Origin of the sequence: Spirillospora sp. NPDC052242, from assembly GCF_040679555.1 — a bacterium.
Taxonomy (GTDB): domain Bacteria; phylum Actinomycetota; class Actinomycetes; order Streptosporangiales; family Streptosporangiaceae; genus Spirillospora.
This window is the reverse complement of the sequence record NZ_JBFAUZ010000002.1, coordinates 142,936-165,559: the sequence shown is the minus strand read 5'-3', so window position 1 is coordinate 165,559 and position 22,624 is coordinate 142,936. Positions and strand designations below refer to the sequence as shown.

The window sequence follows — 22,624 nt, the reverse complement described above, 5'->3', positions numbered from 1 at the left end:
CAAGAACAGCAGCTGACCAGCGGAAAGTCCAAGATTGATATCGATGTCACAGACATATCCGAAGTGATATCGTTGCCGGTCGTGAACGTCGTGGGGCATTTGCACTGCTTCGTCATCGTCGCCGAGGAACTGCACTTCGGTCACGCGGCGGAGCGGCTCGGCATGGCGCAGCCGCCGCTGAGCCAGCGGATCCAGCGACTGGAGAAGGAACTCGGGGTGCGGCTGTTCGACCGGACGAGCCGGAAGGTGGAGCTCACGGCGGCGGGGCGGCTCCTGCTCGACGACGCCCGTGACATCCTCTCCCGCGTGGAACGCGTCTACGACCTCGCCGAACGGGCGCGGCTCGGCGAGATCGGCACCGTCCGGGCCGGGCTGCCGAGCGACCTCGGCGGCCCGCCGGTCGCCGCGCTGATCGCCGCGTTCCGGGAGCGCCGCCCCGACCTGCGCCTGGAGCTGCGGGAGATCTCCACCGCCGAGCAGATCGGCGCGCTCGCCGACGGGACGCTCGACGCGGGCGTCGTCCGGCACCCCTGCGACGCCCGCGACCTGGAACTCGGCCCGCTGCTCGGCCAGCCCGTCGGGGTGCTGCTGCCCGCCGGCGCCGACCTCGCCGGCGCCGCCGAGGTGCACCTGTCCGACCTCGCCGGCCGCGACCTCGTGACGTTCCCGCGCGACGAGGCGCCCGGCGCCCACGACGACCTGCTCGCCGGCTGCCGCCGGCACGGGTACGCGCCGCCCGCCGTCCACGAGGCGCGGCACCCGCAGTTCGCGCTCGGGCTCGTCCTCGCCGGGACGGCCGTCGCGTTCGTCCCCCGCACCGCCGACCCCGGCGGCGGGGCGGTGTGGCGGCCGCTGCACGGCGAGCCGCTGACCTGGCGGACGTCCTGCGCGTGGCGGCGCGCCGCCGACCCCGAGCACGCGCGGGCGATCGCCGACTTCACCGCCGTCGCCACCGCGGTGCTGCGCCGGGAGGCCGGGATGGCGCCGCTGGACGCCGCGCCCGCCCCCGCCCGCCGCGTGCTGCGCCCGTCCTCGGGGTTCCTGGCGTGACCCGCGCGACGACCGGGGCGGCCGGGATCACCGCGCGGATCGAGGCGGCGTTCCGCGAGGCCGGGGTGACCGGGCACTGCCACGCCGTCGACGTCGACACCGGACGGGACGTCGGCGTCCGCGCGGGCGAGCCCGTGGTGCTCGCGTCGGTGTTCAAGGTGCCGCTGCTGGTGGCGTTCCACCGCCGCGTCGCGGCCGGGACGCTCGACCCGACCGAGCCCGCGACGCTGGCCGCCGCCGACCGCACGTCCGGCCCGACCGGCGTGTCCGCGCTGCTGGACGACGTCCGGATGTCGCTCCGCGACCTCGCCACCCTCATGATCACGGTGAGCGACAACGCGGCGGCCGACTTCCTGCTCGACCGGGTCGGGCTGGACGCGGTGAACGCGGCCGCCGCCGACCTCGGGCTCCCCGGGACGCACGTGTCCGGCAGCGGCCGGGAGATGCTCGACCACCTGTACCAGGACACCGACGCGACCAGCCTCGGCGAGGTGTACGCGCGGCTCGAGGAGCCCGGGATGCCGGCGCGCGTCCGTCCGCTGGACCCGCTGCGCACCAGCCGCAGCACGCCCCGGGAGATGACCCGGCTGCTGTCGCTCATCTGGCGGGACGAGGCGGCGCCGCCCGCGGAATGCGCGGCCATGCGCCGGATGTTCGGACTCCAGGTGTGGCCGCACCGGCTGTCGTCCGGCTTCCCGTTCGAGGACGTCGTCGTCAGCGGCAAGACCGGGACGCTCCCGACCGTCCGCAACGAGGTGGGCGTCGTGGAGTACCCGGACGGCGGCCGGTACGCGGTCGCGGTGTTCACCCGGACGGCCGTCCCGCTGGCCGTCCACCCGCAGGGCGACGCCGTGATCGGCACGGCCGCCCGGCTGGCGGTCGAGCACCTGCGCGACCGGGCGGTCACCGCCTGACCGAACGTGGCCGTCCCTATACCGTTCAGCGGTTCGACCGCTAATCCAGCACTCCTTCACTGAACATAGGCTGTACCTCTGCTTTGATCACTCTTGGGGAGACTGTGTTGCGGCTGCCGGAGCATCTCGAGCTACTGCTCACCGACGAGCCGGTTCTCGACGTCTACGCGCACGGTCCGTGGCGGGTGCCCGACGGGCTGTTCGAGGAGATCGCGGCCCGGATCGACGCGCTCGCCGCCGACCCGCGCGCCGCGGAGCTGACCACCGACGAGCACAAGCTGCTGACGCTCCCCGCGTCGCTGGTCACCGCGGAGATCTTCGGGATCCTGGCGTTCCTGCCGGGCGGCGGCGCGATCAAGGCCGGGTCCCGGTCGCAGCTGCCGGAGCGGCTGCTGCACCGGCACCTGGTGAACCCCGGCCCGCTCAGCAACCGGATGGCCCGCTGGGACGCGCCGGGCGGCCGGTGGCGCCCGCCGGTGGACTGGCTGATCGAGGCGCCCGACCGCAAGCTCGCGATCGAGCTGGCGCGCGACTGCCTGGCCGTCCTGGAGGGCATCGAGCCGCTGGAGGAGCGCCGCAAGGCCCTCCTGCGCCTCTACGACGACCCGCCGCAGTGCGACGTGAACCTCCCGAAGATGGAGCTGCGGGAGCTGTGGCACCGGCACGCCGACGAGTCGGTCCTTCGCGCGGTGCCCGAACTGCAGGGCCCGGTCGGCTACCTCGACTGGGTGTGCTCCGGGCTGCTGGCCGCGCACCGGGCGCTCCTCGCGGCGGCCCCGCGGGACGAGACGCCCGAGGTGCACCTCGTCCACCTGCTGCTCCAGGGCAGCATGGAGCACGTCCCGGCCGAGCTGGCCGCCGCGCTCGGCGAGGACCGGTACCACGAGATCCTCGGCCGGTTCTCCGGCGAGCGGCGCGGGTTCAAGCCGGGCGCGTGGCAGGAACGGACGCGCGCGTGGCTCGCGCAGGCGCTCGTCGCGGGCGCCGCGGACGCGTGCCGCGCCTGGCTCGACATGTCGATGCGGTTCATCGCGACCGTCCAGGGGCTCCCCGGCGACCCGTGGTTCCCGAAGGCGGAGTGGATTCCCGTCGGGCAGTTCCAGACGGACCTGCGGCGCCTGTTCGCGCCGCGCCGCCGCATCGTCAACCCGCTGACCGAGACGCTGAAGGAGCCCGCGCCGCAGGCCGAGGGCCCCCGCCCCCGCCGCGCCGACCTCGCCTCCACGCTCGTCGAGCAGCCGGAGGTGACGGCCGCGCTCGACGAGCTGTCGCGCGGCACCCGGGCCGTGCGGCTGCTGCTGGCCGGCCCGGACGGCACCGGCAAGCGGGACGCCGCGCAGGAGCTCGGCCGGGCGCTCGCGCTCGGCCGCGACCCGCTGTGGCTGACCGACAACCTGTTCGCCGGGCAGCGCCTCGCCGACGCGGTCGCCCGGCTGCACGCGGACGCCCGCGAGTGCGCGTCCGACCGGCTGCTGATCATCGAGGGCCTGGACGAGATCCTCACCGACCCCGGCAACGGCGAGGCGCTCTCCGCCGAGCTGCACCGGCTCCTGGCCGTCCACCCCGAGCTGAACCTGGTCGCGCTGTGCGACGCGGGCGGCGACGAGCGCATCCGGGAGATCAACCCGGCGCTCCCGCTGGGCTTCCGCATCGCGCGCACCCGCCCGTTCACCGCCGCGGGCCACGCCGAGCTGTTCCGCCGCGCGCTCGTCCGGCACGGCGCCCGCGCGACCCGGCAGGCCGCCGAGGCCGCGGGCGAGCTGCTCGCCGCGGCGCCGCCGATGCAGTCGCTGCGCAACGCGCGGCTGGCCCCGCACCTCGCCGCCGAGGTCGTCGCGGCCGTCCGCGCCCGCTCCGCCGACGACGAGCTCGTCGTCCGCAAGAGCGACATCCCGGCGAACCTGGACGCGTCCCGCACCACCGGCGACCCGCTCGCCGAGCTGCGCGACCTCACCGGCCTCGACACCGTCAAGCACGAGATCGCGCTGCTCGTCGCGGGCACCGAGGCGGCGCGGCTGCGCAGCGAGTCCGGGCTGCGGGTCACTCCCCCGACCCGGCACATGGTGTTCACCGGCAACCCCGGCACCGGCAAGACGATGGTCGCGCGGCTGCTCGGCCGCATCTACAAGCGGCTCGGCGTGCTGTCCTCCGGGCATCTGGTGGAGGCGTCCCGCGCCCACCTGGTCGGCGAGTACATCGGGCAGACGGCGCCGCGCACCCGCCGGCTCGTGGAGCGCGCGATCGGCGGCGTCCTGTTCATCGACGAGGCGTACACCCTCACGCAGTCGCCGCTCAAGGGCGACTACGGGCACGAGGCCATCGCCGAACTGGTGAAGCTGATGGAGGACCACCGCGACGACCTGGTCGTCGTCGTGGCCGGCTACCAGCAGGAGATGGCCGAGTTCCTCGCCGCCAACCCCGGCCTCGACTCCCGCTTCCCCAAGCAGATCCACTTCCCCGACTACAGCGACGACGAGCTGATCGCCGTGTTCGGGCAGCTCGCCGACGCCGACGGCTTCCGCCTCGCCCCCGGCACCCGGGACGTGCTCCGCACGATGCTGCGGCGCGCACCGCGCGGACCGTCCTTCGGCAACGGGCGGCTCATGCGCAACCTCCTCGACGTCGCGGTCGCCAACCAGGCCGACCGGGTCGCCTCCGCCGCCCTCGGCGACGGCGACACCCCCAAGGCCCCGCCCTCGCGCGACGAACTGGTCACCCTCACGTCCGACGACCTCCCGCCCCTCCTCGAACACCCGGAAGAGTTCTACGGCCTCTACCTGTAGGGCCTACCGTTCGTCGCTCCGCGTGCGCCGTTCGTCGCGGACGGCGATCCGGCGGACGCGCGATCCTCGCCGCTCGGCGAACGGGCGGGAAATCGTGTGAACCTACGCGCCGGTAGGCGGCAGAGTTCAAGACACGGCGCTCACCGGGCTTCTGGGGCAACAGGCCCGTCGCAGGGCTCACGGGTCCGCTGGGGGGCGAAGGCGGCGGTCGCGCGATCGACCGCCGCCTTTTTAATTGCGCCGCCCTCGGCGTCAGGCCGCGAGGCGGCCTTCCTTCCACGGGCGTCGCGTGCGATTGCTGCATCGCTCCGACTCGCCCCAGGGGGCTCGCTGCGCGATCAAGTTCTCGCTCCGCTCGAACTTGGCTTCGCTCGCAATCGCAGTGGTACCCGTCCGCTCTGGCTGGGGTGATGGCTGAGCACGTTGGTCCGGGACTGGTCACGCCCGACCACACATCGTCGGACGGTTCGCGGTCCGGCGGCGGTCCGGGGTGATTGAAGCGGGCCGCAGGGGGCACGTGCCGGGGCGATATGACACATCATGACGATCTCGGGCGGCTCGACGCGTACTGGCGGGCCGCGAACTACCTGTCGGTCGGGCAGATCTACCTGCTGGACAACCCCCTGCTGCGGGAGCCGCTGCGGCGGCGGCACGTCAAGCCGCGGCTGCTCGGGCACTGGGGCACGACGCCCGGGCTGAACTTCTGCTACGCGCATCTCAACCGGGTGATCCGGGCCCGCGACCTCGACATGATGTACGTGATGGGCCCCGGGCACGGGGGGCCGGCGGCGGTCGCGAACGCGTGGCTGGAGGGCACCTACAGCGAGGTGTACCCGGACGTGTCGTACGACGAGCGCGGGATGCGGGCGCTGTTCCGGCAGTTCTCCTTCCCCGGCGGCGTGCCGAGCCATGTCGCGCCGGAGACGCCCGGGTCGATCCACGAGGGCGGGGAGCTGGGGTACTCGCTCGCGCACGCGTTCGGGGCCGTGTTCGACAACCCGGACCTGGTCGTGGCGTGCATCGTGGGGGACGGCGAGGCGGAGACGGGGCCGCTGGCGGCGAGCTGGCACTCGAACAAGTTCCTCGACCCCGTGCGGGACGGGGCGGTGCTGCCGATCCTGCACCTAAACGGGTACAAGATCGCGAATCCGGCGGTGCTGGCGCGGATCCCCGAGGAGGAGCTCGTCCAGCTCCTGGACGGGTACGGGTACCACCCGCTGCTGGTCGCCGGGGACGAGCCCGCGTCCATGCACCGGAAGATGGCGTCGGCGCTCGACCAGGCGCTCGACGAGATCGCCGACATCCAGCGCGCGGCGCGGGAGGGCGGGGCGACGGAGCGGCGGCGATGGCCGCTGATCGTGCTGCGGTCCCCCAAGGGGTGGACGGGCCCGAAGGAGGTCGACGGGAAGCCCGTCGAGGGCACGTGGCGCTCGCACCAGGTGCCGCTGGCGGGGGTGGGCGACGACCCGGCGCACCTGGAGCAGCTCGAACGGTGGCTGCGCTCGTACCGTCCGGAGGAGCTGTTCGACGAGGACGGCCGTCCGGTCGCGGCGCTGCGGGAGCTGGCGCCCGAGGGCGGGCGGCGGATGAGCGCGAACCCGCACGCGAACGGCGGCCTGCTGCTCAAGCCGCTCACGCTGCCCGACTTCCGCGACTACGCGGTGCAGATCGGCAAGCCGGGCACGACGACCGCCGAGCCGACGCGGGTGCTCGGGGCGTTCCTGCGCGACGTCGTCCGGGCGAACCCGACGAACTTCCGGATCATGGGGCCGGACGAGACGGCGTCGAACCGGCTCGGGGACGTGTTCGAGGCGACCGACCGGGTGTTCGCGGGCGAGCGGCTCCCGACCGACGAGCACCAGGCGGCGCACGGCCGGGTGATGGAGGTGCTGAGCGAGCACCTGTGCCAGGGCTGGCTGGAGGGCTACCTCCTGACGGGACGGCACGGCCTGTTCAACTCGTACGAGGCGTTCATCCACATCGTGGACGCGATGTTCAACCAGCACGCGAAGTGGCTGAAGGTGACGCGGCACCTGCCGTGGCGGCGGCCGATCGCGTCGCTGAACTACCTGCTGTCGTCGCACGTGTGGCGGCAGGACCACAACGGCTTCACCCATCAGGACCCCGGCTTCCTCGACGTCGTCATGAACAAGAAGCCGGAGATCGTCCGGGTGTACCTGCCGCCGGACGCGAACACGCTGCTGTCGGTCGGGGACCACTGCCTGCGGTCCCGCGACTACGTCAACGTGGTCGTCGCCGGGAAGCAGCCCGCGCTGAACTGGCTGACGATGGACGAGGCGGTGGCGCACGCGGCGCGCGGCATCGGCATCTGGGAGTGGGCGTCCAGCGACGGCGGCGCCGACCCGGACGTCGTGATGGCGTGCGCCGGGGACGTCCCGACGCTGGAGACGCTCGCGGCGGTGGACGAGCTGCGGCAGACGTTCCCCGAACTGCGGGTCCGGGTGGTGAACGTCGTGGACCTGATGCGGCTGCTGCCGCCGAGCGAGCACCCGCACGGGCTGCCGGACGCCGAGTTCGACGCGCTGTTCACCACCGACAAGCCGATCATCTTCGCGTTCCACGGCTACCCGTACCTGATCCACCGGCTCGCCTACCGGCGGCACGGGCACGCGAACCTGCACGTCCGGGGCTACAAGGAGGAGGGCACCACCACGACGCCGTTCGACATGGTGATGCTGAACGACCTCGACCGGTTCCACCTGGTCATGGACGTCATCGACCGGGTGCCGTCGCTGGGCGGCCGGGTCGCGCACGTCCGGCAGCGGATGGCGGACAAGCGCCTGGCGCTGCGCGCGCACACCCGGGAGCACGGTGAGGACGCCGCCGAGATCCGCGAATGGACGTGGTCGTACTGATGCGCGTGCTGACGGTCAACCCCGGGTCGAGCAGCCTGAAGCTGAGCGTGCTCGACGACGATGACACGCTCGTCGCCGAGATGTCCGGTCCGCCGGAGGAGCTGGCCGGGCTGGTGTCGGAACTGCCGCGCCCGGACGCCGCGGGGGTCCGGTTCGTCCACGGCGGTACGGATTTCACCGCGCCCGTCCTGGTCGACGGGGCCGTGACCGAGCGGCTGCGGGAGCTGGCCGATCTCGCGCCGCTGCACCAGCCCGCGTCGCTGCACGCCCTCGCCGAGATCACCGGGACGCTCCCGGGCGTGCCGACGGTGGCGTGCTTCGACACCGCGTTCCACGCCTCGCTCCCCGACGAGGCCGCCACCTACGCGCTGCCCCGCCACTGGCGCGACCGGTTCGGGCTGCGCCGCTACGGTTTCCACGGCCTCTCGTTCGCGTACGCGACGCGGCGCGCCGGTGAGCTGCTCGGCGGGGAACCGGGGCGCATGGTGGTGTGCCATCTCGGTTCCGGGGCGTCGCTGGCCGCCGTCGCCGACGGCCGCTCGGTCGACACCACGATGGGGTTCACGCCGCTCGAGGGGCTCGTCATGGCGTCCCGCGCGGGCAGCATCGATCCGGGCATCCCGCTGTGGCTGATGAAGCACGGCCTCACCCGGGACGAGGTCAACGAGGGCCTCGAACGGGACTCGGGCCTGCGCGGCCTCGCCGGGACGGGCGACATGCGCGAGCTGCGCAGGCTCGCCGAGGACCGCGACGTCCCCGCCCTGGCGGCGCTCGACGTCTACCACCACCGGCTCCGCGCCTGCGCCGCGGCGATGGCCGCGTCGCTCGGCGGCCTGGACGTCCTGGTGTTCACCGGCGGCGTCGGCGAGCACGACCCGTCCGTCCGGTTCCGGCTGGCGTCCGACCTCGCGTTCCTCGGCGTCGCCGTCGATCCCGACCGCAACGCGGGCGTCCGGGAGGACGCGGACGTCTCCGCCGACGGCGCGTCCGTCCGGACGCTGGTCGTCACGGCCCGGGAGGACCTGGAGATCGCCGCCGACGTCCGGCGGGTGCTGACCGCCGGCTAGCGGGGGCGGGTCAGTTCGCGGCGGATCCGCACGGCGAGTTCGTCCCGGTGCGCCGGGGTGAGGTCGTCCGCGTCCGGACGGCCGAGGCGGCCGAACACGCGGGGGCCGCGCAGTTCGTCGGGGTGGTCGGGCATGCGCGGGATCACGTGGAAGTGGACGTGCGCGTGCCCTTCGGCCTCCGCGAACTGGGCGACGTACGTCTTGGCGCAGCCGGTGACGGCGTGGAGGGCGCGCGACAGCCGGACCTGCCAGGTGCCGAGGAGCGCGGCCTCGGCGTCGGTGAGGTCGGCGATGGCGGTCACGTGGCGGAGCGGGGCGAGGACGAGCCAGCCCGGGGTGCCGGTGCCGAACGCGTGGGCGACGCGCCAGTGGTCGTCGGACGCGACGTGCTCGCGCGGGGGCAGCGCGAAGCGCTGGGCGGTGTTGTTACATGTGAGGCAGTTCACGATAAGAACCTAAACGGCCGGTGCCGGGTCGCGCCCGCTCCCGGCACCGGCCGTCCACGTCGCCGGTTCAGGCGTTCCCGAGCTGGGGGTAGCCCTTCGACGCCGAGTAGGTGGTGAAGATCGCCGTGTTGCCGCCGGCGGCGGCCGGGAGGCCCGACTGCCAGTCGACGATCCCGTTGAACCAGCCGAACGGGCCGCAGTTCGCCGACTTCGGCACCGCGAACGCGTTGTCGACGAAGGTCGTCTTGACGACCCACGGGTCGGTCGACACGTCGGTGGGCGGGCTGCCGGTGATCGGCTCGTTGGGCGGCGGCGGGTTCGTGGGCCCGAGTCCCAGGTCGAGGGTGATCGGGTCCTCGTCCGTGCCGATGGTGCAGCTGTCGCCCAGCAGCGGGTTCTGCACGCTGATCTTCATGCGCTGCCGCATCAGTACGCCGGGCTCGGGGCTGAGCTCCAGCTCGCCCGCGAGCTGCGGCTGCGCGTGGATCTGCATGATGGGCAGGAAGTCCGAGCCCGGGATGCCGAGGATGCCGCCCTCGACGCGGATGGGCTCGCTCTCCAGCGACTCGACGATCACCGTCTCCTCGAAGGTGATCGGGTCGTACCCGTTCGCGTAGACGATGGTGATCGGCTGGTGGATCTCCTGGTCGATCCCGCCCAGCGTCAGCCGCCCGCTCGTGATCTTCGCGACGGTGCACAGCCACAGGTTGGGGTCCGCGTTCGCGGGCAGTTCGGGGCAGCCCTCGAAGCTGAACTCCGGGATCTCCTCCGCGGCCGCCGCGGGCGCCGCCTGGGCGGCGAGGCCGGCCATGCCGACCACGGTCCCCAGGACCGCCGCGGCGGCCCGGCGAGCTGTCGTTCGTCTCATCTGATCTCCATCTTCGGTCGGGCGGGGGGCGGGCTCACAGCTCGGTGTAGGACTTCGCCGCCACGTACTGCTCGAAGATCGCGGTATTGCTGCCGGCGTCCGAGGGCAGGCCCGCGATGAGGTTCACCAGCCAGTTCGCGGAGTCGCCGATCCCGCAGTTGTCCGCGCCGGGGACGGAGAACGCGTTGTCGACGAGGGTGGTCTTCACGACCCACGGGTCGGTGGACACGTCCACGGGCGGGCTGCCGCTGATCGGCTGGTTGGGCGGCGGCGGGTTCGTCGTCCCGACGGTCAGGTTCAGTTCGATCGGGTTCGCGTCGGTGCCGATCGTGCAGTTCCACCCGAGGAACGGGTTGCCGAGCTTGACCTTCAGGTCGAGCTGGACGTTGCCGTTGACGAGATCGAGGTCGACGGCCTCGGGCTTGGCGTACACGGCCGAGAGGAACCGGTCGCCGAAGATCCCTTCCTGCACCTGCATCCACTCGGACTCGAAGCTCGCGAGGATGGCCGTCTCCTCGAAGGTGTTCGCGTCGAACCCGTTCGCGTAGACGAGCCGCATCGGCGTCTCGATGTTCTGCTCGAAGCTGCCGAACGAGAACTCGCCGCCGCTGACGACCACGGCGTTGCAGAGCCAGTAGCCGGGCACGGCGCCGGCGGGCAGTTCGGGGCAGTCCTCGTGGCTGAACTCGGGGATCTCCTCTGCGGCGGCGGGCGCGGCGAGGGCGGTGCCGGTCAGGACGGCGCCGAGGGCGACGGCGGCGGCAGCGGCCGCGCGGCGCAGCCGGAAGGGTGATCTCACAGCGATCTCCAGGGGGGTGGAGGGGGTCAGGGAGATTCGGCGCGGAGCGGGTTCGCCGGATGAGGAGGGTGCGGCCGGCCCGGGTCGGGGTGGGATCACGCCGGGCCGGCCGCACCGGAGGTCGGGCGCGGGTCACGCCGCCCGCGCGGTGCGGAGCGGGATCAGGGGGCGATGGTCACGTCCGCGCCGGACGCGGTGACGATCTGGAAGGTCGCCGAGGCGGAGGCCGAGCTGGGGCAGCCGCTGGTGCCGGAGATCAGCTGGAGCTGCTGGCCCGCGAGCCGGCCCTGGGAGTGCGTGTTGCCCGGAACCGGCTTGTTCGGGTTGTTGTGGTTGTACAGGTCGATCTGCAGCTGGTTCGCGCCGGTGAGGCCGTAGCTGCAGGTCTCCACCCGTCCGAGCGAGGTGAGGTTCAGCGTCGCCTCGATGTTGACGGCCGGGTTGGGCGAGTTGATGTAGATGTACCCGTCCCGGTTGTTGGTGTGGGCCGAGTCGTAGGTGGCGCCGCCACCGGTGTAGGGCAGGCCGAAGGCCTCGATCTGGGTGGTGCCGCCCTTGTTGTTGGTGCAGTCGGGGTTGCCCGCGGTGGGCATGTCGGCGGCGTCGAGGGAGCCGTTGGTGCCGTCGGAGTCGACGGACGCCCGCAGCTCCGCGCTGGTGCACGTGGTCTGGATCAGCCCGAGCGAGCTGACGCCCGTCAGGGTGACGTTGGACAGGTTCGTGCCGACGACGGTGCCGCTGAAGGGGGCACCGCCCGACTCGATGGTGGTGGCGCCGGCGGCGGTGGCACCGCCGAGGACGAGGGCGCCGGCGCCGAGAAGGGGCAGGGCGACTCTGGTGAGCTTCCGCATGATCCGGTCCTTTCGGTGGGGGTGGGGACGAATCCCTGCGGTGCACGAACGGAAACATAAACTGCTCCGTTTCTCAAGAACGCCTGCGTACCCCGACGACCGCTGGGCCGTTTTCGGAAACGCTCTAAGAACGGGGCGACGGCGGCCGATTAGGGCCCTCCCCCGCCATCGCTGCGCGATGAGCCAGTCACCGATGGCAAGAACATCCCGGTAGCTGTGACTCAGGTCACCGACGGTGATGCACGATGCGTGGCGGTTTGCGGACGCGGAGGGATGTCCGCATGCGGTCACGAACCCGCGCGCCCTTCGGCGCGTCCCGTGGTGACCGAGTGGTCAGTGGGACGTTCGCGGGAGCGCCGGGATCGCGTACATGCGGACCAGCCCGCGCCGCACGGCGGGCAGCGCGTGCGCCTCGCCGCGGCTGATCCGGCTGTAGAGCACCTCGTGGACGCCGCCGACGATCACCTCGGCGGCCAGCTCCGGCTCGGGGAAGTCGGGGTACATCGCGAGCAGGTGCTCGACCACGATCGTGCTGAAGTGCTGCTTGATCCGGTCACGGCGGGCCACCGCCTCCGGCCCGGCCGCCAGCACCTCGACCACGCCCATGCGGGCGGCCAGCGGCTCGGCGGCGAGGAACTCCAGCAGCGCGCCGAGGCCCGCGCGCAGCCGGGCGTCCGGTTCCCGCCGTCCCGCCGCGGCGTCGTCGAACGCCGCCAGCATCCGCGCCGCGATCGAGTCGAACGCGGCGAAGAACGCCTCTTCCTTGTTCCGGAAATGCTCGTAGAACGTCTTCTTGGAGATCGCGGACGCGCCGACGATGGCGTCGATCGTGAGCTGCGCGTAGCCCTTGCCGCCGACGATCTCGGTCACCGCGCGCAGGATGCGGGCGCGCTGGTTGCTGGCGACGTAGTCGCGGGACAGCCGATGCCGGCCCGACGGCAGCTTCGCCGCCTCCCCGACCGCCGCCGCCCGCGCCGGATCCCCCCGATCGCCGTGTCCCATGATCCGCCCATCGCGTCCGGTAACGCTCCTGACGGCCGATTCTACGGCGCACCCCCATGGGGGGCTCTTGTCACGACTGCACGGAGTCGACCGCGGGGCCGCTCAGCATCGACACGACCGGGTTCGGTTCGCGGGCCCGGAGCACGGCCTCCTTCGCGGCCGTCGTGCGGCGGGCGCGCCACCGGTACGCGGCCTGCCGGTGGAACCGCGTGATGTGGGCGGCGGCCGGGCGCGACCGGCCGGACAGCCCGTACCCGTGCCGCTGGAGCCGCGCCGCCAGGACGTGCTCGACCAGGTCGGCCTCCCAGTCCTCCAGCCGCCGCGCCCACGCCCCGACCACCGCGCGGTTCGGCGCCTCGTGCGTGCGCAGGTGCCACCGCCGCTCCTCCGGGACGGTCCGGCGCGCGTGGTGCTGCGGCTCCGCCATCGCCGGGTCGTACTCCTCGCCGAGGAACGCGCACAGCCGCGTCAGCTCCCGCTCGGGGTCCTCGACGAGGTCCTCGTAGCGGAACTCGTAGAAGGTGTCGGGGCCGAGCCGGGCGCCGAGCCGGCGGCCGATGTCGACGGCGTCCCGCCAGGTCAGCGTGGCGGAGAACAGGTCGCCGTCGTACCACGGCATCCGGTTCAGCGAGCTGACGGCGTCCCGGCCGTCCCGGATCAGATGGACGAACTGCGCGTCGGGGAACATCCGCCGCAGGGCCCCGACCCGGCGGATGTAGCTCGGCCGCTTGTCGCCCCAGCGCGGCTTGCCGTTCTCGCGGGCGTACGCGCGGAACACCGTCGCGATGGCCGAGCCGAGGGTGGGCGGCGCGGCGGCGATCTCCTCGATCGTCGCGTCCGGGTCGAGCTTCAGCGCCTTGAACTTCGTCGTGCGCCCCTTGGCGATCCATTCGCCGAGCGCGCGGCGGTTCTCCTCGCGTTCGAGGTCGCCGAAGTCGTGGCGGGCGTCGTAGGCGGTGTGGACGAACCTCGTCTCGGACGGCAGCGCGATCCGCCGGTGGCAGTGCAGCATCTGCTGCAGCAGCGTCGTGCCCGATCGCGGGCATCCGACGATGAAGATCGGCCGGTGGGACGGGGTCGTCATGCCGGGCCAACCTACGCCGCGGACCTGAGCCCGCGGTCCAACGAACCTCAAAGTTGCCTGAAAGTCTTGTCGACCGAGCGCGAGCGGATCCGCACGGCGCGTGACGGAACTTATTGAATTATTGCCGTTCGGTAAGTAGTGCGCTAATCTAACTACCGGTGTGCCGGGAAGTCTGGTCGGCGAGACGAAAGAGCCGTCTTGCGACCTGGATACTTATGACCCGGCACTTTTTCATGTACGCCGCCACGCCCCCGGCAGGTTTCTTCGGCCTGCGGGTCGCGGCGCTGGCGACCGCGTTCCCGGATAGCTGAGCCCGCTCACCCCGCATTCGTGTCCACCTGACCGGACGTCCATTCGGGCGCTCCGACGGTCCACCTATGTCCCGAGGCGGAAGCGTGCTTTCTCATGGGCGAATTCTTTGATGTCGCGCTCGGTTTCCCGACGGCCCTGTTCAGCTTCGCGCTGCTCGTCGTCGCCGGCTACTGGGCGCTCGTGCTGGCCGGCGGCCTGGGCGTCGACCTCCTCGACGACGGCGGCGGCGCGGACGGCGCGGACGGCGGGCTGCTCGCGGCGGCGGGCCTCGGCGGCGTCCCGGTCACCGTGGCGCTGTCCCTGCTGATCGCCTTCACCTGGTTCACGAGCCTGGCCGGTGCGGCGTCGTCCGAGGCCACGGCCGTGCGGGCGCTGCTGCTGCCCGCGGCGGCCGCGGTCGGCTGGGCCGCCGCGCGCGCGGCCGTCCTGCCGCTGCGCCGGCTGTTCCGCGACGCCCCCGGGACGTCGCTGCGCGAGTTCGTGGGCCTGCCGTGCGTCATCCGGACGGGACGCGTGGGCCCGGACTTCGGGCAGGCGGAGGTGACGGCGCCCGACGGCTCCGCCGCGCTCGTCCAGGTGCGGCGACCCGCGGCGGACGTGCCCGTGGCGGGGGCGGCCGAGGGCACCGCGCTCACCGCGGGGAGCCCCGCACTGATCTTCGATTACGACGCGGCCGGACAGTTCTTCTGGGTCATGCCGCACGATTCCCTGCTCGATCCTCCGGCTCTCTAAATATCCCCCGCACCCTCATTTCCCCCCACCCGAGAGGGATCACTGATGGATGCCATCACGATCGGGGCGGGCGTGCTCATCGCGCTCGTCCTGCTCATCGCACTCGCCGTGCTGTTCCTGGTCACCCGGCTGTTCCGCAAGGTCGACCAGGGCCGCGCGCTGATCATTTCCAAGCTGCGCAAGGTGGACGTGACGTTCACCGGCGCGGTCGTCCTCCCCGTCCTGCACAAGGCCGAACTCATGGACATCTCGGTGAAGACCATCGAGATCGAGCGGACCGGGCGGGACGGCCTGATCTGCAAGGACAACATCCGCGCGGACATCCGCATCACGTTCTTCGTCCGCGTGAACAAGACGGTCGAGGACGTCATCAAGGTCGCGCAGGCGATCGGGACGGAACGGGCGAGCAGCCGGGAGACGCTGCAGGAGCTGTTCGCGGCGAAGTTCTCCGAGGCGCTGAAGACCGTCGGCAAGCACCTCGACTTCGCCGACCTCTACGTCCGCCGCAACGAGTTCCGCGACCACATCATCCAGGTGATCGGCACCGACCTGAACGGCTACAGCCTCGAGGACGCCGCCATCGACTACCTCGAGCAGACGCCGCTGCTGTCGCTCGACAAGTCGAACATCCTGGACGCCCAGGGCATCCGCAAGATCACCGAGCTGACGGCGATCGAGCACGTCCGCACGAACGAGCACGCCCGCAACGAGGAGAAGGAGATCACCCGCCAGAACGTGGAGGCCCGCGAGGCGATCCTGGAGCTGGAGCGCCGCCGGACGGACGCCGAGCTGCGGCAGGAGCGCGAGATCGAGACGGTCCGGGCGCGCGAGCAGGCGGAGATCGAGCGGGTGAAGGCCGAGGAGCGGCTGCGGGCGCAGACCGCGCACATCCGGACGGACGAGCAGCTCGGCGTGCAGCACGAGAACCGGGACCGGGAGGTCGCGGTCGCCGCGAAGAACAAGGAGCGGGTGCTCGCGATCGAGAGCGAGCGGATCGAGAAGGACCGCCTGCTGGAGGTCATCGCCCGCGAGCGGGAGACGGAGCTGACCCGCATCGCCGCCGACCGGGAGGTCGAGGGCGAGAAGCGGGAGATCGCGAACGTGGTCCGGGAGCGGATCGCGGTGGAGCGGACCGTCGCCGAGCAGGAGGAGGAGATCAAGCGGCTGCGCGCGGTCGAGGAGGCCGAGCGGGCGCGGCAGGCGATCGTCATCCGGGCGGAGGCCGAGGCGCAGGAGAACCTCGTCAAGGACATCAAGGCGGCCGAGGCGGCGGAGGCCGCCGCGCAGCACCGGGCGCGCGAGGAGCTGGTGCTGGCCGAGACCCGGCAGCAGACCGCCGAGCTGGACGCGCGGGCGAAGATCCGGCTGGCCGAGGGGCTGCGCGCGGAGGCCGCGGCGGCGGGGCTCGCCGAGGTGCAGGTCCGCGACGCCGACGCCGCGGTCATCGAGAAGGCCGGACGCGCCGAGGCGGTCGTCGCCCGCGAGCGCGCGGCGGTCGAGGCGGAGCGGATCCGCGAGAGCCTCAAGGCCGAGGCGGAGGGCCTGACCGAGAAGGCCGGGGCGATGGCGGCGCTGGACGACGTCACCCGCAAGCACGAGGAGTACCGGCTGCGGCTGGAGACGGAGAAGGAGATCCGGCTCGCGGGCCTGGACGTGCAGCGGCAGGTCGCCGAGGCGCAGGCCGCGGTGCTCGCGACCGGGCTGGAGGGCGCCGACATCAGCATCGTCGGCGGCGAGACCGCATTCTTCGACCGGGTCGTCGGGTCGATCGCGCTGGGCAAGAGCGTGGACGGCTTCGTGGCGAACTCCGAGGTCGCGCGGTCGGTGGCGGGCCCGTGGCTGGACGGGTCGGGCAGCCCGGTCGACGACCTCGCGCAGGTCCTCGGGTCGCTCGGCGCGGGCGGCGTCCGCGACGTGACCCTGTCCGCGCTGCTGATGCGGCTGATCGCGGCGGGCGGCCCGCGGGCCGCCGGGCTGTCGGACCTGCTCGACGCCGCGCAGCGGCTCGGCGTCGCGGACGCGCCGCTGGCGAGCACGAACGGCAGCGACCTGACGGTCACGGCCTGACCGGGTCACCGCCTGACCGGCGCCGCCTGACGGCCGCGGCGGGCCCGCCCCGGCACAGGGGCCCGGGGCGGGCCCGCCGCACTCGACGAGGGGAAGGGGACGCGTGAGCGAGCAAACCGGCGGGACGATGGAGACCGCGACGGCCGAGACCGCGAACGGCGGGACCACGAACGGCGGGACGGCGAACGGCGGGACCGGCATCGATCACGGGACGTACGAGGTGCTGCGGGCCCGGCTCGCCGAGCACGCGGGCGAGCTGGCGGGGCGCGCGGAGGCGCTGAACGCGCGGCGGCTGGAGGTGTTCGGCGGGGGCGGCCTGCGGCTCGCGGGGACCGAGCGGGTCCGCACGCCCGCCGCGCGGGTGCCGCGCGACGTCGTCGCGCTCGGCGGAACGCTGCTGCTCGGCGGCGCCCCCGCCCCCGGCGCGGCCGCCGAGACCGCCGAGACCGCGCCCGAGGACGTCTTCTCCCTCCACACCCTCGTCCAGGGCGGGGGCCGGGGCGGCGACGGCGGGGCCGGGCCGGCGTTCGCCGAGTCCGGGACCGTCCCGGGCCTGCTGGACGATCCGCGCTTCCGCCGCGACTTCGCCGACATGTACCGCTACTACCGGCAGGCGCGCCTGCTGCGGCTCCGCCTCCTCGACGGCCGCCTCCTCGCGGTGTTCCAGACCGGCCCGCGCCTGTCCGACCTGCGCGTGCTGCGCTGGCGGGTCGCCCCGGACGGCACCGTCGCCTACGAGGACAACCACGGCGAGCGCGACGACCGGTCCCCGCCCGCGCACGACCCGTCGAAGCCGGTCGAGTGGACGGAGACGACCCGCGACGACCACGTGCCGGGGCGCCGCCCGCACATCGCGATCCGGGACGCCCTGCACGTGTCGACGGTCGGCGGCTCCCTCACCGTCGCGACGCCCGACGGCGCCGAGGTGTTCGCCGAGCCGGTGGACGAGCCGCTGCAGAGCCTCGCGGACGCGGACGTCCGGCACGCCCGGGTCGGCGCGCTGATCCTGCTGCGGGTCCGGCCGTACAACGAGACGGCGTGGCGGCACCTGGTGTTCAACACCCGCACGCGCGACGCCGTCCGGCTGGACGGTCTGGAGGGCGCGTGCCGCCGCCTGCCCGGCGACGACGGCGTGGTGTTCCCGGGCGGTTTCCTCCTCGACACCGGCACCGTCAAGACGTTCGACACCGACGTGACCGGCCTGGAGTACGAGCGGACGATCGCGTCGCCGAACGGCGAGGACGTCGTCTACGCGTTCTGCTCGCGCGCCGACGGGCGCGCGCTGCTGCTCCCGTACAACGTGATCCGCAAGGAGGTGGCGACGCCGATCGGCTGCCGCGGGTACGCGCTGTTCGACGACGGGACGCTGGTGGTGCTGCGGGCGGCGTCGGGCGACCCGGCGCGCGTCCACCCGGTGCAGGTGTGGCGGACGCCGCTGGTGTCGGACGACCACGCCGCCGCGCAGCCCGTCGGGACGGGCCCGCTGGAGCGCGTGGGGAACGCCGACCTGGTGCGGGGGATCTCCGAGTGCCTCGCGGTGGTGCGGATGGTGGGCGAGATGTCGCCGTCGGCCGCGGTGTTCGAGGCGCTCATCGCGGCCTGCACCCGGGCCGCCGACCTGCACCACTGGCTCGCCGACCCGGACCTGGGCGGGCTCGCCGGGCCGCTCGCGGACGTCCGCGCGGCGGCCGTGCAGGTTCTGGACGAGTACGCGAACGTGCGGGCGCTGACCGCCGAGGCCGCGTCCGCCGTCGCCGAGGCGGGCGAGCGGGTGCGGGCGCTGCTGCGCCGCGTGGAGGCGGAGCCGCCCGCGACGGCGGACGGCTGGGTGGCGCGGCTGGCCGAGCTGCGGCGCGTGCAGGGCCGCCTGGAGTCGCTGCGCGAGCTGCGGTACGCCGACGCCGCGCGGATCGACGAGCTGGCGGGCGCGGCGTCCGGCGGGCTGCGGGAGACGGGGCACGGCGCCGTCGCGTTCCTGCGGCGGGAGGACGCCTTCACCGGCTACCGCGCCGAGGTGGAGCGGATCGCGGAGGCCGCCGCGGGCATCGCGACGGCGGCCGAGGCCGCGCCCCTCGCCGATCTCCTCGCCGCGCAGCACGAGGGGCTCGACGTCGTCACCGAGGTGGTCGGCGACCTCGATGTCGCCGACGCCACGGCCCGCACCGCGATCCTGGAGCGGGTCGGCGAGGTCCTCGGCGGGCTGAACCGGGCCCGGGCCGTCCTGGACGGCCGCCGCCGCGACCTGCTGGCCCGGGAGGGCCGCGCCGCGTTCGCCGCCGAGCTGGCGCTGCTCGACCAGACCGTCGCGGGCGCCCTGTCCGCCGCGACGACCCCCGAGTCCTGCGACGATCAGCTGGGCCGGCTGCTCCTGCGGCTGGAGACCCTGCAGGCGCGGTTCGCCGACCTCGACGACTTCCTCGCCGAGCTGGAGGCGAAGCGCACCGAGGTCCACGAGGCGTTCTCGTCCCGCAGGCAGACGCTCCTGGACGAGCGGGCCCGCCGCACCGACCGGCTCGTCTCGTCCGCCGAGCGGATCCTCGCGGGGGTGCGGCGCCGCGCCGCCGCGCTGCCGTCGCCGGACGAGGTCAACGCGTACTTCGCCACCGACGCGATGGTCGCGCGCCTCCGGGCGATCGCGGACGAGCTGCGCGACCTGGACGACACGGTGCGCGCGGAGGAGCTGGAGGGGCGCGTCGCGGCGTCCCGGCAGGAGGCCGGGCGGGCCCTGCGGGACCGGCTCGACCTGTACGACGGCGACACGATCCGGCTCGGCCGCCACCGGTTCGCCGTCAACACGCGCCCCATCGAGCTGACGCTCGTCCCGCACGACGGCGGCCTGGCGTTCGCGATCACCGGGACGGGGTACCGCCGGCCGGTCGACGACCCGCTGCTCGCCGACCCGGAGCTGCGGGGCCAGACGCTCGTCTCCGAAACGCCCGGCATGTACCGGGCGGAGTTCCTCGCGACGTCCCTCCTCGCCGAGGCCGGGCCCGCGGAGCTGCGGGCGGCCGCCGATTCCGGGCGGCTGCTCGACGTCGTCCGGACGGCCGCCGCCGACCGGTACGACGAGGGCTACGAGCGCGGCGTCCACGACCACGACGCCGCCGCGATCCTCGGCGCGCTGCTGCGCCTGCACGACGGCGCGGGCCTGCTGCGCTACCCGTCCCGCGCCCGCGCGAACGCCCGCCTGTTCTGGGCGCACACCCCGGACGCGTCCGGCTGGGCGACCCGCGCCCGCTCGCTCGTCCGCGCGCGGGACGCGTTCGGGCGCGACACCGTCTCCGGCCTCGTCGCCGAGCTGGCGCCGGCCGTCGCGGAGTTCGCCGAGCGGATCGGGCTGCCCGCCGACCCGCTCGCCGCCGAGTACCTGGTCGAGGAGCTGGCGACCGCCCCGGACGGCTTCGTCACCGCCCCGGGGGCGCGCGAGCTGCTGGCGGGCCTCGGGCCGCACCGCGCCGCCCTCGACGCTGACCTGGCCGCCGTCGCCGACCTGCGCGCCCGCGTCCAGCTCGCCGCCGCCTGGCTCGGCGCGGCCGTCCCCGGCGACGACCCCGACCTCCCGGAGGCCGTCGCGGCGCTGCTGTCCGACGTCCCCGGCTACGACTCCGCCGCCGCGCTCACCGCCACCGTCGCGGACCTCCTCGGCACGCACCCGCGCATCGCGGACCGCCGCCTCGACCTGCGGCTCGACGAGATCCTCGCCCGCGCGCACCGGTTCCGCGCCCATCGCGTCCCGGCGTTCCGGGAGCACCGCAGGCGCCGCGACGACCTGCTCGCCGCCGAGGCGGACCGGCTCGGCGTCGCGGAACTGCGGCCGCGCGCGATGAGCGGTTTCGTCCGCAACGGCCTCGTCGACGAGGTGTACCTGCCGCTCATCGGCGACGGCCTCGCCAAGCAGCTCGGCGCCGCCGGGGACGGCGAGCGCACCGACCGGATGGGCCTGCTCCTGTTGATCTCCCCGCCCGGCTACGGCAAGACGACCCTCATGGAGTACGTCGCCGACCGCCTCGGCCTCGCCCTCGTCAAGATCGACGGACCGGCGCTCGGCCACCGCGTCACGTCCCTCGACCCGGCCGCGGCGCCGGACGCCACCGCCCGCCGCGAGCTCGAGAAGATCCGCTTCGCGCTCGGCATGGGCGACAACGTGCTGCTCTACCTGGACGACGTCCAGCACACGTCGCCCGAGTTCCTGCAGAAGTTCATCCCGCTCTGCGACGCGCAGCGCCGCATCGAGGGCCACGACCTGCGCGGCAAGCGGTTCGCGGTCTGCATGGCCGGGAACCCGTACACCGAGTCGGGCACCCGGTTCCGCGTGCCCGACATGCTCGCGAACCGCGCCGACGTCTTCAACCTCGGCGACGTCCTGTCCGGGAAGGACGACCTGTTCGCGCTCAGCTACATCGAGAACGCGCTCACCTCGAACCCCGTCCTCGCGCCGCTGACCGCGCGGGACCGCGCGGACGTCGCCCTGCTCGTCCGCCTCGCCGCCGGCGACCCCTCGGTGCGGCCCGACCGGCTCTCGCACCCGTACCCGCGAGCGGAACTGGAGCGGATCCTCGCCGTCCTGCGGCTGCTCGGGGCCGCGCAGCGGGTCGTCCTGGCAGTGAACCGCGCGTACATCGCGTCGGCCGCGCAGGACGACGCGTCCCGCACCGAACCCCCGTTCCGCCTCCAGGGCTCGTACCGCGACATGAACAAGCTCGCCGAACGCATCGTCCCGGTGATGAACGGCGCCGAACTCGACGCGGCGATCGACGACCACTACCGCGCCGAGGCGCAGACGCTCACGTCCGGCGCGGAGGCGAACCTGCTGAAGCTCGCCGAGCTGCGCGGCGCCCTGACGCCCGCGCAGGCCGCGCGGTGGGCGGAGGTGAAGGAGGCGTACCGGCGCTCCCGCGCCCTGGACGCCGAGAACCCGACCGTCGGCGCCCTCCTGCACCTCGCCGACCAGGTCAGGGCCCTGCGGGACCGCCCGGACGGCTACGGCTTGCGCGCCACTCCCCCGGCGCACGACACCGGCGGCGGCTCCGGCCACGGGCCGGGCTCGGGACGCCACCGCGTCACCGGGACCACGCCGGGCTCCAGCAACTCCAGCCCCTCGAAGTAGCCCGCGATCTGCTCGACGCTGCGCGGCGTGTAGGGGACGCCGCGGCTGCGGCCGTTGTGCCGTTCCAGCGACGCGACGTAGGAGGGGTCGGCGGTGCTGCCGTCGTAGGCCGCCAGGTGGCTGCCCGGCGGCAGCGCCGCCGTCAGCCGCCGCACGATCGACCGCGCCTCGTCGTAGTCCTCGATCAGGCCGAGGATGCCCATCAGCATGAGGGCGACCGGCCGGTCGAAGTCGAGCGTCCGGGCGGCCCCGGCCAGGATGGCGCCGGGGTCGCGGACGTCCGCCTCGATGTAGTCGGTGGCGCCCTCCGGGCTGCTCCTCAGCAGCGCCTGGGCGTGGACGAGCACCAGCGGGTCGTTGTCGACGTAGACGATCCGGGACGCGGGCGCGAGCCGCTGCGCGACCTCGTGGGTGTTGTCCATGCAGGGCAGCCCGGTGCCGATGTCGAGGAACTGCCGTATCCCCGCCTCCCCGGCGAGGTGCCGCACCACCCGCGTGAGCATGTACCGCGAATGCCGGGCCATGTCGACCATGCCGGGGAAGGTCGCGAAGATCCGGTCGCCCGCCTCCCGGTCGACGGGGTAGTTGTCCTTCCCGCCCAGGAGGTAGTTCCAGATCCGCGCCGAGTGCGGCACGGTGGTGTCGACTCCGGGGTGTGAGCCCATG

Annotated in this window: 14 protein-coding genes and 1 pseudogene; 8 read left to right on the top strand and 7 right to left on the bottom strand. The window is 73.6% G+C overall.

The window, feature by feature from the left end; genetic code table 11:
- Positions 1–81 precede the first annotated feature (81 nt).
- From AB0L25_RS02640 to AB0L25_RS02620, 5 genes are all read left to right on the top strand, one after another.
- Positions 82–1,050, top strand: a complete 969-nt coding sequence (locus tag AB0L25_RS02640; protein ID WP_500167880.1) for a LysR family transcriptional regulator — start codon at positions 82–84, stop codon at positions 1,048–1,050.
- Entirely contained in the window at positions 1,047–1,964 is a 918-nt protein-coding gene (locus AB0L25_RS02635) for a serine hydrolase (RefSeq protein ID WP_500167878.1), read from the top strand. Before AB0L25_RS02640 ends, AB0L25_RS02635 begins: the two co-directional genes overlap by 4 nt.
- A 107-nt stretch (positions 1,965–2,071) precedes the next feature.
- Positions 2,072–4,747 carry an AAA family ATPase gene (locus AB0L25_RS02630; RefSeq protein ID WP_500167877.1) on the top strand — a complete coding sequence of 892 codons (2,676 nt, stop codon included), beginning with the start codon at positions 2,072–2,074 and terminating at the stop codon, positions 4,745–4,747.
- A gap of 530 nt (positions 4,748–5,277) precedes the next feature.
- A complete protein-coding gene (locus AB0L25_RS02625; protein WP_500167875.1) occupies positions 5,278–7,623 on the top strand; it encodes a phosphoketolase family protein in 2,346 nt (781 codons plus the stop codon).
- Positions 7,605–8,690, top strand: a complete 1,086-nt coding sequence (locus AB0L25_RS02620; protein WP_500167873.1) for an acetate/propionate family kinase — start codon at positions 7,605–7,607, stop codon at positions 8,688–8,690. The genes AB0L25_RS02625 and AB0L25_RS02620 overlap by 19 nt, the downstream gene beginning before the upstream one ends.
- Here the strand turns inward: AB0L25_RS02620 and AB0L25_RS02615 are convergent.
- From AB0L25_RS02615 to AB0L25_RS02590, 6 genes are all read right to left on the bottom strand, one after another.
- Positions 8,687–9,136, bottom strand: a complete 450-nt coding sequence (locus AB0L25_RS02615; protein WP_500167871.1) for an HIT family protein — start codon at positions 9,134–9,136, stop codon at positions 8,687–8,689. The genes AB0L25_RS02620 and AB0L25_RS02615 overlap by 4 nt on opposite strands.
- A 67-nt stretch (positions 9,137–9,203) precedes the next feature.
- Positions 9,204–10,004, bottom strand: coding sequence for a hypothetical protein (locus AB0L25_RS02610; protein ID WP_500167869.1), 801 nt, complete (start codon positions 10,002–10,004; stop codon positions 9,204–9,206).
- Between the two features lie 34 nt (positions 10,005–10,038).
- Positions 10,039–10,803 carry a hypothetical protein gene (locus AB0L25_RS02605; RefSeq protein WP_500167867.1) on the bottom strand — a complete coding sequence of 255 codons (765 nt, stop codon included), beginning with the start codon at positions 10,801–10,803 and terminating at the stop codon, positions 10,039–10,041.
- 161 nt (positions 10,804–10,964) lie between these two features.
- A complete protein-coding gene (locus AB0L25_RS02600) occupies positions 10,965–11,654 on the bottom strand; it encodes a hypothetical protein (RefSeq protein ID WP_500167866.1) in 690 nt (229 codons plus the stop codon).
- A 333-nt stretch (positions 11,655–11,987) separates the two neighbouring features.
- Complete coding sequence (locus tag AB0L25_RS02595) at positions 11,988–12,656, bottom strand: TetR/AcrR family transcriptional regulator (RefSeq protein WP_500167864.1); 669 nt, start codon at positions 12,654–12,656, stop codon at positions 11,988–11,990.
- Between the two features lie 70 nt (positions 12,657–12,726).
- Positions 12,727–13,740 (bottom strand): sulfotransferase family protein, encoded by a 1,014-nt coding sequence (locus AB0L25_RS02590; protein ID WP_500167862.1) that lies wholly within the window; start codon positions 13,738–13,740, stop codon positions 12,727–12,729.
- Between the two features lie 405 nt (positions 13,741–14,145).
- Between AB0L25_RS02590 and AB0L25_RS02585 the strand changes: the two genes are divergently transcribed.
- The 3 genes from AB0L25_RS02585 (at position 14,146) to AB0L25_RS02575 (ending at position 21,958) form a co-directional block, all read left to right on the top strand.
- Entirely contained in the window at positions 14,146–14,784 is a 639-nt protein-coding gene (locus tag AB0L25_RS02585) for a hypothetical protein (RefSeq protein ID WP_500167860.1), read from the top strand.
- A gap of 45 nt (positions 14,785–14,829) precedes the next feature.
- On the top strand, positions 14,830–16,851 hold the full coding sequence (locus AB0L25_RS02580) for a flotillin family protein (protein WP_500167858.1): 2,022 nt from the start codon (positions 14,830–14,832) through the stop codon (positions 16,849–16,851).
- A 127-nt stretch (positions 16,852–16,978) separates the two neighbouring features.
- Positions 16,979–21,958 (top strand): DNA repair ATPase, encoded by a 4,980-nt coding sequence (locus AB0L25_RS02575; RefSeq protein WP_500168090.1) that lies wholly within the window; start codon positions 16,979–16,981, stop codon positions 21,956–21,958.
- Here the strand turns inward: AB0L25_RS02575 and AB0L25_RS02570 are convergent.
- Positions 21,895–22,623: pseudogene (locus AB0L25_RS02570) on the bottom strand (SAM-dependent methyltransferase); the annotation flags it as partial. The gene AB0L25_RS02575 and the pseudogene AB0L25_RS02570 overlap by 64 nt on opposite strands.
- Between the last annotated feature and the right edge of the window lies 1 nt (position 22,624).

What these genes read in the sequence shown, in the direction of transcription:
- AB0L25_RS02625 (WP_500167875.1), top strand. Translation starts at nt 5,278, where the DNA reads ATGACACATCATGACGATCTCGGGCGGCTCGACGCGTACTGGCGGGCC.
- AB0L25_RS02620 (WP_500167873.1), top strand. Translation starts at nt 7,605, where the DNA reads ATGGACGTGGTCGTACTGATGCGCGTGCTGACGGTCAACCCCGGGTCG.
- AB0L25_RS02610 (WP_500167869.1), bottom strand. Translation starts at nt 10,004, where the DNA reads ATGAGACGAACGACAGCTCGCCGGGCCGCCGCGGCGGTCCTGGGGACC.
- AB0L25_RS02600 (WP_500167866.1), bottom strand. Translation starts at nt 11,654, where the DNA reads ATGCGGAAGCTCACCAGAGTCGCCCTGCCCCTTCTCGGCGCCGGCGCC.
- AB0L25_RS02595 (WP_500167864.1), bottom strand. Translation starts at nt 12,656, where the DNA reads ATGGGACACGGCGATCGGGGGGATCCGGCGCGGGCGGCGGCGGTCGGG.
- AB0L25_RS02590 (WP_500167862.1), bottom strand. Translation starts at nt 13,740, where the DNA reads ATGACGACCCCGTCCCACCGGCCGATCTTCATCGTCGGATGCCCGCGA.
- AB0L25_RS02585 (WP_500167860.1), top strand. Translation starts at nt 14,146, where the DNA reads ATGGGCGAATTCTTTGATGTCGCGCTCGGTTTCCCGACGGCCCTGTTC.
- AB0L25_RS02580 (WP_500167858.1), top strand. Translation starts at nt 14,830, where the DNA reads ATGGATGCCATCACGATCGGGGCGGGCGTGCTCATCGCGCTCGTCCTG.
- AB0L25_RS02575 (WP_500168090.1), top strand. Translation starts at nt 16,979, where the DNA reads ATGGAGACCGCGACGGCCGAGACCGCGAACGGCGGGACCACGAACGGC.